The following is a 15,830-nucleotide window of genomic DNA, read 5'->3' as shown; positions in this document are numbered from 1 at the left end:
CGTTGCCGTCAGGCTCACGGCGCTGCCGGCGTCGTAGGTTTCCTGGCTGGGGGTCTTGGCAACAGTGCCGTCGCCTATAGTGTTAATGGTTAAATGAAACTTATCTGTAGGATCAGGTGAAGAGCCGTCATCACTTGCTAATACTCCAACTGCAACACCTGCATCTACGTTTGTTATAAGTATGAGCCCGTCTGGGTTGAAATTCTGTTTGCTGCTAGTAGGATCACGAAATCTTGCTCCTTCCTTTAAGGTCATTTGTGGTCCAATGGAGATGTTGGATATTGGGGATTCGTTATAGAGAATATCCCCTCCGTATGTTCTTGAAGAGTAAACTATTCTTAATTTTCCAGCATCTTCATTTAGAACGACAATAGGGGTTGTTCCTAAGCGAGAAACATCATATAAGCTATCCCAAGTACCGTTTGCTCTGCGTACTAAAAGCCCTATCAGGGGATATGATTCATCATTATATCCTGTCTTGATGGCGCAATATAGGGTGCCATCACTAGCTACTTTCAGGTTCATGTGGTCATCAGCCATCCCGTACCCTACGTTTAATGCAGACTGTGAAGCAGGTACTTCATCAGCAGACCAGTTTGTAGGGGAATCTCCATCAGTATGCGTCTTGAAACCCCATCTTTTAGTATTTTGGTTAGACCAGAACACTCCAATTTTGCCAGGCATAGCAATGATGGCACACTTATCATTCGAAGCAATGCCTGAAGCTAACGTAATAGGCGAACTCCACTGAGTATAGGGAGCATCACTCCATCTAACATTAACGGTGCTTGATCCGTCGTAGGCTAGCCACATTCTACCTGTGTCGTCTACCTCAATCATAGCCGTTTCAACTCCAGAATTTATTGAAATGCTAACCAATGAATTTTGCGCTGTCCACAGTTTGTATGTGGATGAACCTGGTATGTATTCAAGTGACACTAATTGAGAGTTTGTACCTTGATACATGAATATATGGACTAGATTGCCTACTACCTTGCAATCGGCTCTCGACCCGGTCTTAGTACTCAATCTGAGTATGTGAGTCCATGAATCTCCGTCTAACCTCCACAAATGTGTGCCTGTTGCATTTGGTAGCACTGCCCAGTGCTTACCGTCGTGCGCAAATAATTTTGATTGTGTTTTATCCTGAGTGTTGGATGTTATCGGTAACGGCTCTATTTGCTGGAGAGACGAAAACTGAGCCGATGCCGTGATAGAAGAAAATAAATAAACGAGCAGGAGTAAAAAAAGTCTGGACATATTCTTAGAGTTAAATTTCTTGCATAAGTATTTTTTGGAGTTGCGATATAGTTGTAAAGAACTATTATAAAAGAGTGATAATAAGATCAAGTTTTTTGCCTTTAGCAGCTTAGGATATAGGGCCTTTTGTATGTGCTTACTTATCAGCCGATTCCATAATTTTGGTTATAACCCTTATATTATTATTTTAAAAAAAAGTTACAATAATTATAGAATTTTTTTAGAAAACCTGCTTCGTTGCATGTTTTCTGAATTATCCTGACCTAGATTATACCTTTAATTTCAATCATACTTGCAAATCGTTCTAGTTGAGAAATCAAGGATACTGTTAAAAGAAATGTGAAGGGATGAAGCTTAACTAGAAATTGAGATTAACAAAATTTAGATAGATCTTAACCAAACTGGTAACTCCTTATTGGAATAAACACAGGAGAATCGTTATCAATTGTGTTGGATCCAGCCAGTTTCTTACCCTTTATCCCATCAAGGGGAAAAATGAAGCTAAAAAACAAGACGTATGATGCGCCTTAACTATATAGCTATTTCTTAATATTGTTATAAATTTTTTTATAAATAGTTCCTAGCCTCTAAATCGAGTTTTATATATAACAAAATTTATATACAATAACAGATTTATAGTTTGATGGAAGCCATCATGTATGTAAAATGACTTTGGCTGATATTTGTCCAATTGGCTAAAAGTTTATTTTGATTCTATTTATGGCTTGTATATTTATTAATATATATAATTGAAAATTTTTATAGTTAATTGCGATTGTATACTTTTGATCATAAGACATTTATGGGTTAAGTAATCTTAAATTCATCTTATAAAATAGATAAAAATAATACAAACACTAAAAATTGTCTAACGAATCCGTTTCATAAAAGTTTCGGCATAAATCTGATTTTAAATTAACTTTTTTAATATAAAATATGAAATAACAATAATTTAAGCCCTTTTAGGCATTATGCATTTTGAAATTAACTTATTGATCCTTTACATTTGTGACAGTCATATGGATGAAATGTACAATTGTTAATTGCTTTTCAGTTCTCTAATGATGGATGTTTATATGTTGAATTTTAGCTGTCTATGTAAGCCTATGATTAAACTTTTAAAGAGTGAACTTTTATAAAAGTCTTAGTTGCTAACAATCTACAGAATGAATTCCATAATCGATTTTAACTTTGTTGAAAAAGATATTTTATAATAATAGTACAATTAAATTATTAACAACTTTAGCCAAACCAAAATGAATTTCAAGTTTCGTTATTTACTAACACCAGTACTTTTAGCTGCAATAACAGTGTCTTGTGAGCAGAAAGAATTAGAAGAAATTAGCCCATCGATGGGAGTTGAGTCAGTGGCCCATGCGACTGCTAGTATGCTCTTCAGTGAGAACTTTGAAGGCAGCAAGCCGCTAAACACCTTTCATGGCCTTGAGCTGGGTTCATCCCACTCTCTTAATGTAGTTGACCGTATTGGTGGTGGTGGCAAGGCAGCCCGCTTCGAGCTGCGCCAGAATGACCCTGAGGTAAAAGGCAGCCGCCGCGCCGAGGTAACAGTAGTTGAATCGAACGAAATACAGAAGGAGATGTGGTACGCTTATGACGTTTATTTCCCTGCTGACGGTTTCGTAGACGAAAAAGACGACGAGTGTATCACGCAGTTTCACCAGAGCGACATGGGCAGCCCATCTGCCTCCATCCGCACAGCGAACGGCCGTATTATAATGACGGTACGTAATGAGCAGAGTAAAAAAGAAAAAGTGGACTTAGGTCCGATAACTAAAAATAAGTGGCTTAACATTGTTGTGCACATGGTACACTCTCACGGATCAGATGGCCTGAGTGAGGTTTGGATCGATGGCAAACAAGTACTTTCCCGCAAGGGTGGTAACCTTTATAGCAAAGGTGGACTTCCTAAGTTGAAACTGGGTGTGTACAAGTCTACTTGGGCTGATCAGAAAACCACTACTGATAAGCGCGTGCTATACTTCGATAACATCAAAGTAGGTAAAGCAGGTACCAAATTGTCTGACATGACTTCTTCTTCGTCATCTACGGCTCCTGTACCGACTCCTACGCCAGCACCGACTCCTACGCCAGCGCCGGCTCCTACGCCAGCACCGGCTCCTACGCCAGCACCGGCTCCTACGCCAGCACCGGCTCCTACACCAGCACCAGTGCAGCCTGGTACGGGCAATCAAATAACTAGCCTGACTGTTGTAAATGCCCAGACAGAGAGAGACGTTGCTACCCTGACAAATGGTAGCAAGATCAGCTTCCATCAGATGGGAAGCCAGAAAGTAAACTTCCGTGCCAACCTAGGCTCGTCTGTAGGTAGCGTTAAATTCGAACTAAGAGGTGCTAAGTCGCATACTTATATTGATAATGCAGCTCCCCATGCACTGTTCGGTGATGATGGAAAAGGTAATTACTACTACGGCAATACTACCTTGCCAGCCGGTACCTACACCCTAACAGCTACTCCTTACACACAGGCAAAAGGGTCAGGATCAGCTGGAACGCCGGTAACGTATACCTTCACAATCACGAAATAAGCATTTATAAATTCGACAATTATAGAATCTTATTGTCTTAAAATCGGATTAGACCTTGACTGGTTGGTAATCTTGATCTAAATAAAAAAAGCAGCTATATATAGCTGCTTTTTTTATTTAGAAGAGTTTAATAAATGTTCATACATATAATAACATAAATGTGTAATCCACATGTATGCTATTAGAAATAATTATGATACGTACATATTATTGACGAGTAATACCATGAAAGCTAGCAGAGACACTAAAAGTAATACAAATAGAATAATAAAATAAAACAAAATTTTATAAATTTAGTAATGATATTTAGGGGGTATAAAAGATCAAATGGCTTCTGTAGAAATAAATTATCAAGTCTAAACATTAAAGGCAAAATTTATCAAATTCTCTGAGTTTTCAAGTAGAATCTATATTAGCCCTGCTAATTGCTCTTTAGGTTTTAAGATTCAACCAGGATGTGACATTAGGAGTGAATCACGAAGAGTTTAGTTTAAATATTTAAGATGCATTATGGATGAGAAACTTATACACTATTTTTTTTGAGGTAAAGTTCAAAGGTTCTAGTCTATTTTGAAGGTGCAAAGTTTAAGATTGGTTTGCTGCCACTGGATTCAGTCCAAAGAAGGGGCAGAAAGGAGCCAATTAAGGTGCATAACTATAACTCCATACTGAAGTACTGTAATTCTCTTGTAGATATTATCGTGTAGAGCTCTGGTGATAAACAAGATTACCGGACAGCAACGAGATGGAAGAAAGTTAGTACAACAGATTTATTTTTTAAATACTTTTTTCAGCAAACGTTTACTTATAATACTACCTATGGACTTTAATTTCAGAAATCTCTGTGCCTGGTTTCTGGCAAAAGCACTTATCAATTTTGGCTTTGTAAAGAAGGCGAAAATGAGAGCTTTGAATGGTGATTATATACTTTCGATTTATTCTCATAACCCCACAAAGCGAGAGTTTGAAGCTTGTATAAAATGGCTGATTAAACAGAAGTTTAATTTTTTAACTATTAACGATCTAGAAAGGATTGTTAATAACGAAATGCAATTTCCAAAGAGCAGTGTGCTGTTGACTGTGGATGATGGTTGGCAGCCAAATGAACAGAATATTGTAGAAATAGCAGCTAAGTATGAAGTCCCTGTAACCATATTTGTATCGACTCAGGCAGTGGAAGAAGGAGCTTATTGGTGGTCCTATGTAAACAAGAGTATTAAAAATAATTCTAAGAACAGGGTAGCAACATTAAAACAACTGCCTAATGTAGAACGACTTGCAATTGTAGAAAAACTTAAAAAATACGCTAATATTCCAAGAGAGGCAATGACGGTTGAGCAAATAAAACGAATCTCCAGATCGTCAGTAGTTACAATTGGTGGCCATACCCACTCGCATCCCATTCTTGTAAATTGCGAGGATGCAGAGTTATACCATGAAATTAGTTTCTCTAAGAAGAAACTTGAGAAATGGATTAACAAGGAAGTTTCTTATTTCGCATATCCTAATGGAGATTATGGTCAGCGTGAGGTTAGGGCACTAAAAGAGCAGGGATATAGATTGGCCTTTTCGAATGTGCCTACCTATTTAACCAAATCTCAACTGACTCACAAATACGAGATTCCACGAATTGGTTTGCTAGAAGGCGCTTCATTAGCCGAGAATATCTGTCGAATGGTTGGTGTGTGGCACCCAACGGTACGCAGCTTAAAGAAAATTTTTAAAAGTAGTAAGGATAGCATAAGAGAACCAGTGTACCCTACGGCTAGTAATGTGCATGTTAAAATGTCATAGTAGAAGAATTGCCATTTCTGGAACATTTATACGACTGCTAATCCAGACTATTATGATGCCAAACTTTAATAAAATTCTCGTATTTTGTGTGATATGTCTCCTGTTACTGTTAAACGTACAACAGTATTTTGAAAAGCTTGAGACATCGAATGGAGTTGAATCTACGAGCCTGACCACGGCTTCCCTTGTCTTCAGCCAAAGCTTCGAGGGTAGTAACCCGCTCTCTTCTTTCTACAGCCTTGAACTGGGCGCCCCCCACTCTCTAAATATAGTAAAAAGGCCAAAGGGTAATGGCAAAGCAGCACGTTTTGAGCTCCGCCAGAGCGATCCTGACGTAAAGGGTAGTCGCCGTGCAGAGGTGACGGTGGTCAAAGGTAATTTAGAAAGAGAAATGTGGTACGCTTATGAAGTTTACTTTCCTTCGGACGGCTTTGTGGACGAGAAGGATGACGAGTGTATCACGCAATGGCATCAGAGCGGAATGGGCAGCCCGTCGGCCTCCATCCGTACAAAAAACGGTCGCCTTAGGATAACAGTCCGCAATGAACAGGAGGAGAAGGATAAGGTGGACCTAGGCCCAATAAAAAAGAACAAGTGGATCAGTATTGTGGTACATATGGTGCATTCTTATGACTCTGACGGCCTCACTGAGGTTTGGATAGATGGCAAAAAGTTACTCTCGCGAAAGGGAGGGAACATGTACAACGAAGGGGGAATGCCAAAGTTGAAACTGGGTATATATAAGTCAGATTGGGCTAAGGAAAAGACCACTACCGATAAACGCGTACTATACTTCGATAACATACAGGTGGGAAGGGCAGGCACTAAACTGACTGATATGATCTCTTCCTAAACGCCTTTACCAGATAAAATCAATTAGCTAAAAGCTTTAATTGGCCATGTGTTCAATGGAATGTTAGTGATAGATGTAGATAAGCACTGGATGATCAAGCTTGCGCTTCCTGATATATTCTTTTCAGTTTATCGGCTACTGTAGGTAAGTCTAACTTAAGATCCAAAAGCCTCTGTCTGCCTTTGCAAGTGTCCATTTCCATCACCTCCAGTATCTTTTGTGTAAGATCGTCAGCATCAAAATCCGTAATAGCATAGCCTGGTGTGTTGTTAACCAGATAACGTACATCCCCAACATCAGTAAAAACACCTTTGCAATTGCAGGCCATACCTTCTTTAACTACATTAGGAGAGCCTTCGTCGAGAGAGCACATCACAAGTACATCAACAGAATTTAAATACTTGAAAACCTGCTGATGGGGAATTGGATAGGGCGAGACAATCTCAATACCATGCAGCGCCAGTTTTTCTCTCGTCGCGTTTAATAACTGAAAGTTTTTTGTCGGGTCTTGGGTATTCCCAAGAAATAAAACATATTTTTTATCTTTGATCAAGCCTAATTCTTCTCGAAAATCCTGCTCTGTTGGGCAAAACTTTTGCACATCAACGCCATTTGGCAATAAGTACGACTTTTTTTTCTGCCAAACGAATTTTTCGAGATTGGGAGATTTTGAGATGATTTTCTTTACAAATGGTTGAATCAATAGCGTCGAAAAAGTAAAAAAATTAATATACACCCTGTTTTTAACAAGCTTCCTTACTCTTCCGCGGGCGTCATCTCCCATAAGAGACAGCACCACCGGAACTCGGGGCATAGCTAGCACCACTACCCAAGCCGAAAGTGTAAAATGGGCATGTATCACGTCGAACTCGTTCGATTTCAATTGTTCCTTCAGTAATTTAACATTCGAAAGGTAGCCAGAGAACCCTTTTCCAGTAATTTTAAAGTATTCTATATCAATTTGCTTTTCCCTCAATGATTCTCCCTGAACTTTTATGAAGGGTGCAATATCAAAGGCTTTAGAGTTGCCTGACGACACAAACAGTACTTTCATCTTCTTTTCCAAAGCGAGGTCTCCTGTATTATTTTTAATGAATAAATCTGATTATAACAATGCATTGACTATATCTGTCTAATCAATGAACTCACGGAACCACAGCTCAAGGTGTATCCATTTCCAAATCTCTTTTGCAATATTGGTTTTGCCGTCCAAATGCTCATTATACTTCCTCAGTGCTATACTTGGGTTAATAATGCCTCGTGCTTTAAAGGAATCGCTCTGTAGTAAATCTGTGATTGTTTTTTGCCAAGCAGGCTCTCTGAACCACTCATCCTGCGGTGTACCAAAGCCCATTTTATCCTGGCGCAGGCGTATTTTTTCCGGAAGCGTGCCTCTCATAGCTTCCCTTAGAATATACTTGGTGATGCCGTTGCGTATAGACCAGTTATCGGAACTTGCCAGCGTTTTCTCTACTAACCGGTAATCAAGGAACGGCACTCGGGCCTCCAGTGAATAATGCATGGAGTTGATGTCTTCCCATTTAAGCAAATGCTCCAGTTTGTTTTCGAAGTGATCGAGCAGCGAGTCTTTTAAAGTGTTGGAGCCGTACAACTGCCCTGCAATAGCGTTTGATTTGCTATACCTGTCCACAAAAGCAGTTTCCATGTATCCTTTTTCATCTACCCGCAGCGAGGTTCTGGAGTTTTCTGGGAGCATGAAGTAGATGAAAGCCTTTAAGCCATACAAACTCCTGTGTCTGGCCATATAATGGTATACCTCACCGCTCAACCTGCCAAGCCTGGCCGATCGAAGCAAATCTTTAAAGTAGAAACCAAAGAAGTAGTGGTAGCCAGCCAGCTTCTCATCAGCGCCCTGCCCGTCTAATGTTACTACAACATTGCCTTTAGCCAGTTCCATTACCTTGTACTGGGCGTAGGGGGAAGTGGATGGGAGCGGCTCTGCGTGTGCTCTTACAAAGTCGTGCAGGTCGTTTTGTAAAGTATAAGCACTGGGTGAGGTATAGTGCATATTTTGCAGAGTGGCCTTATACTCGTGTATAAATCGCTTTTCATCGCCAAACTGCCCATCTTCATATACTGCTGAAAAGGTGTTCAGATCTGTTTTATTAAAGTCCTTCAGCAATACAGAAACAATGCTGGATGAGTCCAGCCCTCCGCTCAGGCAAACACCAACGGGCACATCGCTCCTAAGCCTGAGTTTGATGGACGAAGCGAGTAATTCCCGGTATTCTTCGGGGTCATTAAATGCTTCTGTGTCAGCCACTCTTTCTTTTAAGTGATACCACTTGTCTATTGTTACATGCCCATCTGTTACAGAGAGTTTACAGCCATGCTGCAGCTTTTTAACTTCGTTGAAAAATGTGTTTTCATTTTGGTCTGTTCTGCTGAAAGCCAGGTAGTCGAATATGCTTTGCTGGTTCGGTGTCGGTCTGTTTTCCAGCAAGGTGAGTAATGGCGGGATTTCAGAGCAGAAAGCAAAAGAGGAGTCAGTTTGCAGGTAATAAAAGGGTTTGATACCGAAACGGTCTCTCGACGCGAACACAGACTTATTTACCCGGTCATAAATAGCGAAGGCCCACATGCCATTAAAGTGATGCATGCATTGCTCTCCCCAATAGATGTAGGAATTGAGAAGGACCTCTGTGTCTGTCTTGGTCTTGAATTTTACCCCTTTTTGAGAGAGCTCTTCTCTGAGCTCGACATAGTTAAAAATCTCCCCATTAAAGACAAGCACATACCTGCCGTCATCCGACACCATAGGTTGGTGCCCGTCCGGTGACAAATCAATAATGCTTAACCTTACAAAACCTAAACCTACCTTATCTTCTATAAAGACCCCGTTATCATCCGGACCACGATGCTTCATTCGCTGCATCATGTTTCGCAAAGCTGTTTCTTGGGGTGTTTTGTTTTCAAACTGAATTATTCCTGCTATTCCACACATCGGTTTAAATATATAAGGGGTATAACTATAGATTTTGGATCGGCAATTAGTGTAAGCCAGTTATTAGTTTTATGTTGGCTGCTGTTAGTTTGGAGGCAATTATTTTAGAGTATATCTCGGCGCCATCTTCATTAAGGTGTGTTGGGTCTACGAAAAGCGATCTGTTTTTCAGAAAATGAGCATCCTGATTATAGTCGAGCATGTTTACACCCAAATCTTCGCAAATCTCTTCTGCGAGCTGGATGCTCAGGGTTTCCTGGCTATACTTGCGGTAAGAGGGCGATATAATGACATATACCTCGCAATTGGCTTTTTGGGCAGCTTCCAGAAAGTTTTTAAAAAGCCTGACTTCTGTACTGTCTATCTGCTCTTCTTCCGTATACGTTTGCAGTTCTTCTGTCCATACCTGATCAGGTATAGGCTCAAAGCCCTTCTCTGTATTGTCCTCTTCTAAAGACAAGTTATGCATAATGATAGTAAGGGGAAGCGAGTTGTAGCGGTATAAATAAGACTGTGCCTTAAGATACTCAAAGTTGCTTTTAAGGTCTACCACCTCTTTCACCGCTTTATTGGAGTGGTAGTAGGGGAGCAGTTCTGACAATCGGTCGTAATCATCCTGGTGGGCATGAAATTCATTCGGGTTCAAGTCTAGTAGAATAATCCGGGGCTTTTGGGAACGCTGCAGTATACTCTTCAGCACCACATACGAGTACAGAATGCCCTGTCCATCCTGGCCGGTGTTGTAAAAGGTTTTATTTAAGTTTTCCTCAAATGGGGTCGGGTCGTAGTGGTGCTGTGCTCGCGAAGATCCAAATACAAGAATGTCTTCCTCTGCCTTGTTAAGCGCATAGGTAGTGTTGTATTCCGGCGCAGATGGGCCCATCCGGAAGTAGAAGTGTTCTAGCAAATTTCCAATACCAAAGTCAGTAGCAAAAACAAGCGATAGCATTAGTGCGAGTTTCTTAAGGAATTTGTTCAGTTGATGTTTCATATCGCCCTATACCTTTAGAATTGAAAATAAATGAACTGACCACCATCGAATACACCGAACAAAAGAATGATCACAGCCATAGCGGTATAGGAGAAGTAGCGTACCTGCACTTTTCTGTTTTCGAAGAGCTCAATGTTAGGATAGTACTCCCGCACATATTCTACAATAAAGAGTAGCGCAATTGCCATAATAGAGTATACCATATATGACCTGCTATCTCCAATAAAAGGCACGTTAGCCGTTGTAAAAATCTTGCTGATAATCAGAAAAGCATCTGATAAGGTATTGGCCCTAAATAATATCCAGGTGAAGGCAACCAGCATGATGGTTGTGATAATCTGAAGGCTTTGATAAACGCTGCTGTTTGTTGCCAGCCTGTTCCAAATGCTTTGCCTGAAAATATATTTTTTGCTGATATTGCTCATAATCAGAAACACACCGTGCATTGTGCCCCAGAGCACAAAAGTCCAGTTAGCTCCGTGCCATATGCCGCTTACCAAAAACGTGACAAGGAGGTTAAACTGCCAACGGTGGAATGGAACCCTGTTGCCACCCATAGAAATGTATACATAGTCTCTGAACCAGGTAGAGAGTGAGATGTGCCAGCGACTCCAAAACTCCGCGATTGACTTTGCAAAATATGGTTGGTTGAAGTTCATCATCAGGTTAAAACCCATCACACGGGCGCTCCCAATGGCGATGTAGGAGTAACCTGCGAAGTCCCCGTAAATTTGGACAGTAAAGAAAAGCGTGGCAAGAAGCAATGTGGTGCCGTCGTGCTTGTCGGCGTTGTTGTACACGGCATCAACATAAATCGACAACCTGTCGGCCACAACCAGTTTCATGAAAAAGCCCCAGAGCATAAGTTTGAGGCCTTGCACGGCGCGGTGGTAGTTAAAGTCAAACTTTTGGTGAAACTGCGGCAGCAGATTGGCTGCACGTTCAATAGGACCTGCGACTAACTGCGGAAAAAAGGAAACAAACAGGGCGTAAATACCCAGGTGCTTTTCAGGCTTTAAGTTGCCCCGGTATACGTCAATAGAATAACCTACTGCTTGAAAGGTATAGAAAGATATGCCAACTGGAAGCAGAATATGTAGATTAGGAACTTCCCAACGCATATTGAACTGAGACAGCAACTCGAAAACAGACTCGTTTATAAAATTGAAATACTTGAAGAAGAACAGAATGCTGAAGTTGGAAACTAAACTGAAGAGTAGTACTGCTTTCTTTTTACTAGCGTGATGTGTCTTATGGATCAGAAGTGCACAGAAGTAGGTTATAATGGTGGAGAGGAATAGAAGCAAAGCATAAACCGGAATCCAGTTCATGTAAAAGTAATAGCTTCCTGCCAGCAGCAGCACCCACCTATACCTGGCTGGTAGGGCGAAATACAGCAAGCAAATGCTAGGGAAAAATAGCAGGAACGAGAAAGAATTGAATAGCATATTCTATTATATTAAACGTTCCTATAATACACTGGATTGGTTAAGTCTAAGTTTTTTTAAATTGGTTTATAATAAACCATGCAATACTTATACGCTTTATATATAGTGTTGTTTTTATTTTAATAAAAAATATGAATTATTAAGCAGTGAATTGATGTGCTATAACTGAAAAGCTGACGGTGTAATTTAAGTTGTACACGCGAACTCCAACTTTGTCTACTATTAAATGTAGCTGCAATTTGAATTGCCTAAACATAATACTTTAATTAAGGATGACGTCTGTAAAGCATTAAGTTTAATGAGAGGAATTAGTTGTAGTGCTATTTAGTATTGACTTCATAGCATTACAAAATAATCTGTAATAAGAATGACTTCCTTTATGCAAAATTTAAAATAAAGTAGACTTAAAGCCTGCCTCTTCTAAAGCCCTGCTTATGTGTCGTTCCTTTGTCATAGCATACACTACCCGATCATCTGAGGACTTAACTGCAACAGAAGCTAAGAAACTTGCTAAATGTCCAATACTTTCCCGGTGACCGTACAGCCCCTGTAATATCAAGTCAGCCTCTTTTGGTGTGACGACATTTATTGTCCAAGGCCCTAACCAGGCGCATGCTAGCAGAAGACCGTCCTTTGCCCAAGTATAGCAGCGCTGCCCACCTTCAAAACGCTTCATAGCATCCTCTAGAAACTCCCAGCGAGTAAGCCATTCACCTTGATCGTTATAATTTAGTAGATCTTCCAGGCTCATGCTATTAACTTGTATTGCTGTGTTTAGTGCCTTAATTGAATATAAGTCAGCACTGTAAATAATATCCTTATTGGTTAGCTTTATAAAATTAACACGATCAATAATTGTTGGGTTTAGATTTTGTCTGACTTTTTTAGATACTATCCAAGCAGTTTTTTTAAAGTCTTTGAAAGCAGTTTTTTTTGCTCCTGCTTTCAGCATAAGCGCCTTTATATAATTAGTCAGTATGTACTGTATCTTTTGGATTAAAATATGACGAGGGCTACTAAAGGTAAGACTGAATGCCTGTATATAATGGTTTGCAAGACCATCTTTATAAGAATTTTCACCAGGCGTTAAATCAAAAACTTCTAAGTTCTCATCTACCATCTGCTTTCCTAACATCAGGAAATGTAATATACCTGGAGAATGTTTTGCGTAGAAGGGAGAATGGGTATTGAGCCCTTGTAAATGAATCCAGTTCTTTCCTGTAGCTCCTATATTAGAAGCAATAATTTCATCATTTAACTTAAGAATAGTAGCATGTATTACATTTTGATCAAATAAGGCTAGTATGAATTTTTTCTTCAGCTTGTCATCTTTGAACGGGCTAATATTTACTGTAGCTCCTTTTCTGAAATCAAACTGAATTGCAAGTTCATCGATGATAGAAGTAAACTCTCCAACTTCTGTTATTCGCTCGAACTTCAACTCACCAAGTCTTTTCAAACGATTTATTTTCTCTCTTTTATTCTTCTTCCTTAATTCTTTAGTAATACTGTCCTCATCTACGATAAGTAGTGGCTGTTTAAAAGACTGTATCTTGCATTGTCTACTCCAATATGCATCAGTCTTTATCCAGCTAATAGGAGTCGCATAAGGGATGTAATTCAATTGAATAGTAGCTTTAGGAAAATGCTTTCGGAGCAGTTCTAGCGTCTTTTTAATAAAGACCGAGCTATTAACCTCTTCAGCTAACCAGACCTGGTATTCGGCCTGGTTCCCACCTGCACCAGTTATATACTTTTCATTGGTCTTTGTTAAAGTTAGTAGGCCTGTGAGCTTCCCATTATCTTTTGCTAAAACAATAATGGGAATATGCTTTTCTAAATAGACAGTATACCATGAGGTTACAAACTCCCTTTTTTGAAAAACAGTGGCCCATGGACAGCGCTCATACAAACTGTCCCATTCAGCTATGAACCAGTCATCATAAATAAGTGATAATGCATCATCACCAATTAACAAATCTAAAGTCTCAACTCTTCTTTCCAGTATGTTTTGGTTAATATCAATCATATTATCGAAAAGTTATACCTGTTTAAGTAGCTGGGAAGTATTTATTAAGTAGATGGTCGAAATGACACCCTTTTTAAATTATTTGTGATTTAATCAGTTTCTAAGCTTTGAGGGTTTACAAACTTTAGCTTTTTGAATGAGGCTAACTAAGTGGATAATCGAAATTGATAAGACCTGAGATTAAAAGTCTTAGACTAAAGCTTCAACTGGAGTGTTAAACTAGGGCTGACCTGGCAAGTATTTTGCTTCGCTTAGCATCTGCTTCAGATACAATAGCAAGAATTCTTACTGCATCAAGGAGCCTAGTCGCTTCCACTTTTACAATATGGAGGAATCTACCCAGTTGATCTCCAACTATGGTATGATGAGAAATACCGTGTATGATGGCACAGCCTTCAGGTAAAACAATTGCGCGATTGTCTTTTCTCGATCTTTCTGGACCAAGAAGCCAAGCGCAAGCGATTAGTTTCCCATCTTCTACCCATGTGAATGACTGCTCTCCTAGCTCAAACCTCTTCATGGCATCACTTAGAAACTCTTGCCGACCCACAAAGGCCTTAGTCTCATCGAAGCATAGAAGGTCCTGAAGACTGTTTCGCTTTATTTGTATAGCATCCACCAAATTGTTAGGCTCTTGATCTGTTCTAAAATCACATAATACTAATTTCTTATTCTTTTGATAATGCGAATAATATGAAACTAAGCCTTGGTTTTTGATAACCCCAAATTTTTGTTTAGTATGAAATAGATAAGCACTGTACTGTTTTAGCAGTCTTATAAAATTTGGTTTGACATGCTTGCGTATGCTCGCTTTTAAGTATTCCTTAGCAACATAGGTAGATTTATTTGTTACAGTAAGTTCATATACTTGATCATAACTATTTGCCAATCTTCCTTTGTAGTGCTGATTACCTGTGGCCATGTTTAAGGTGTCATATCCTTCATGAATAAGCAGCTGCACAAATTTTACAAAACATATAAATCCAGGAGAGTAGTTGGCATAAATAGGGGAGTAGCTGTTAATACCTACACCATGCATCCAGTTGTTCCTTTCTTTTGTGGTAACTAATGATGCTACTATGTCATTGTTTAGCTTAAGCAATGTTACATGTAGCATATCTTGATTGAACATTTCTATTAACAACTGTTTTCTAGCGGGAGAATTGCGGAATGGTGTCAGATTTCTTATAGCCCCCTGCCTAAAGTCATACTGATAAATGAGCTCGTCTAGAACACTATAAAATTCGTCAAAATCAATTACTCGTTCGTAGCTTAATTCTCCCGAGCGTTTTAGACGATTACAATTAGATTTGAATTCTTTTTTGTTAACCAGCTTTTCAGCCTCCGGGTTCTTTAGATTCACTAGAGGACGAGATATTGTTCTTAATATACTCCTCTTTCTAAAATAGGGGTCCTCCTCTATCCAGCTTATAGGGGTGTTCGGAGGAAGCTGGGATAAAGAAATGATATGCCCAGGAAAATATTTTATTAATTTTCGAAGTGATGCTTTGATAAAGTCATTGTCTGATTCAGTAGAAAGCCAAGTTTTATAGTAAGCGTAATCACCACCAGCACCTTGGATTTTCTTATCTTTCCTATTTTGTGCTAATAATAGTAAGCCAGTGAGGTTGCCATTTTGCCAGTTACTGACAATGATTGGTGTGAACTCACTATTATAGAGCTGGTACCATGCTGCCGCAAACTTTTTTTCTTGAAATATAGTTGCCCAAGGACAGGCATTATACAATGTATCCCATTCATCTATAAAGGCTTGTTCATGTATCAGTCCAAGTGCCGCTTCCCCTACTACAATTTTCAATTTATCAGTTAAGGGTGTCGTCATTGCAGGTATAACGGGTGAGGCATTGATTTGCTCTTGCATCATATGAATCAAGATAGAGGTTTAACCATGTCGATTTCAAT

At 39.5% G+C, this 15,830-nt stretch carries 9 protein-coding genes and 1 pseudogene; 3 read left to right on the top strand and 7 right to left on the bottom strand.

The features are described 5' to 3' along the window. A pseudogene (locus tag I0P70_RS15715) lies at positions 1 to 840 on the bottom strand (hypothetical protein); the annotation flags it as partial. Between the two features lie 1,772 nt (positions 841 to 2,612). Between I0P70_RS15715 and I0P70_RS15710 the strand changes: the two are divergent. The 3 genes from I0P70_RS15710 (at position 2,613) to I0P70_RS15700 (ending at position 6,474) form a co-directional block, all read left to right on the top strand. Next, positions 2,613 to 3,827, top strand: coding sequence for a polysaccharide lyase (locus I0P70_RS15710; RefSeq protein WP_196119830.1), 1,215 nt, complete (start codon positions 2,613 to 2,615; stop codon positions 3,825 to 3,827). 714 nt (positions 3,828 to 4,541) lie between these two features. Next, positions 4,542 to 5,621 (top strand): polysaccharide deacetylase family protein, encoded by a 1,080-nt coding sequence (locus I0P70_RS15705; RefSeq protein ID WP_299990498.1) that lies wholly within the window; start codon positions 4,542 to 4,544, stop codon positions 5,619 to 5,621. Between the two features lie 88 nt (positions 5,622 to 5,709). Beyond that, positions 5,710 to 6,474 carry a polysaccharide lyase gene (locus tag I0P70_RS15700; protein ID WP_196119828.1) on the top strand — a complete coding sequence of 255 codons (765 nt, stop codon included), beginning with the start codon at positions 5,710 to 5,712 and terminating at the stop codon, positions 6,472 to 6,474. 94 nt (positions 6,475 to 6,568) lie between these two features. On the opposite strand, the gene I0P70_RS15695 is transcribed toward I0P70_RS15700, so the two are convergent. The 6 genes from I0P70_RS15695 to I0P70_RS15670 form a co-directional block, all read right to left on the bottom strand. Beyond that, on the bottom strand, positions 6,569 to 7,528 hold the full coding sequence (locus I0P70_RS15695) for a glycosyltransferase (protein ID WP_196119826.1): 960 nt from the start codon (positions 7,526 to 7,528) through the stop codon (positions 6,569 to 6,571). Positions 7,529 to 7,606: 78 nt separating this feature from the next. Continuing rightward, positions 7,607 to 9,439 (bottom strand): asparagine synthase (glutamine-hydrolyzing), encoded by a 1,833-nt coding sequence (asnB, locus tag I0P70_RS15690; protein WP_196119824.1) that lies wholly within the window; start codon positions 9,437 to 9,439, stop codon positions 7,607 to 7,609. Between the two features lie 46 nt (positions 9,440 to 9,485). Further along, on the bottom strand, positions 9,486 to 10,430 hold the full coding sequence (locus tag I0P70_RS15685; RefSeq protein WP_196119822.1) for a hypothetical protein: 945 nt from the start codon (positions 10,428 to 10,430) through the stop codon (positions 9,486 to 9,488). 14 nt (positions 10,431 to 10,444) lie between these two features. Beyond that, complete coding sequence (locus I0P70_RS15680) at positions 10,445 to 11,878, bottom strand: MBOAT family protein (RefSeq protein WP_196119820.1); 1,434 nt, start codon at positions 11,876 to 11,878, stop codon at positions 10,445 to 10,447. A 388-nt stretch (positions 11,879 to 12,266) separates the two neighbouring features. Further along, positions 12,267 to 13,907 carry a GNAT family N-acetyltransferase gene (locus I0P70_RS15675; protein WP_196119818.1) on the bottom strand — a complete coding sequence of 547 codons (1,641 nt, stop codon included), beginning with the start codon at positions 13,905 to 13,907 and terminating at the stop codon, positions 12,267 to 12,269. A 214-nt stretch (positions 13,908 to 14,121) separates the two neighbouring features. Beyond that, the gene (locus I0P70_RS15670; protein WP_230392243.1) at positions 14,122 to 15,792 is read right to left on the bottom strand and encodes a GNAT family N-acetyltransferase; all 1,671 of its coding nucleotides are present in this window, start codon (positions 15,790 to 15,792) and stop codon (positions 14,122 to 14,124) included. Positions 15,793 to 15,830 lie beyond the last annotated feature (38 nt).

This window comes from Pontibacter sp. FD36 (assembly GCF_015686655.1).
Classification (GTDB): domain Bacteria; phylum Bacteroidota; class Bacteroidia; order Cytophagales; family Hymenobacteraceae; genus Pontibacter.
Note: the sequence above shows the minus strand (reverse complement) of the source record. Positions and strands in the feature narration are given on the sequence as shown.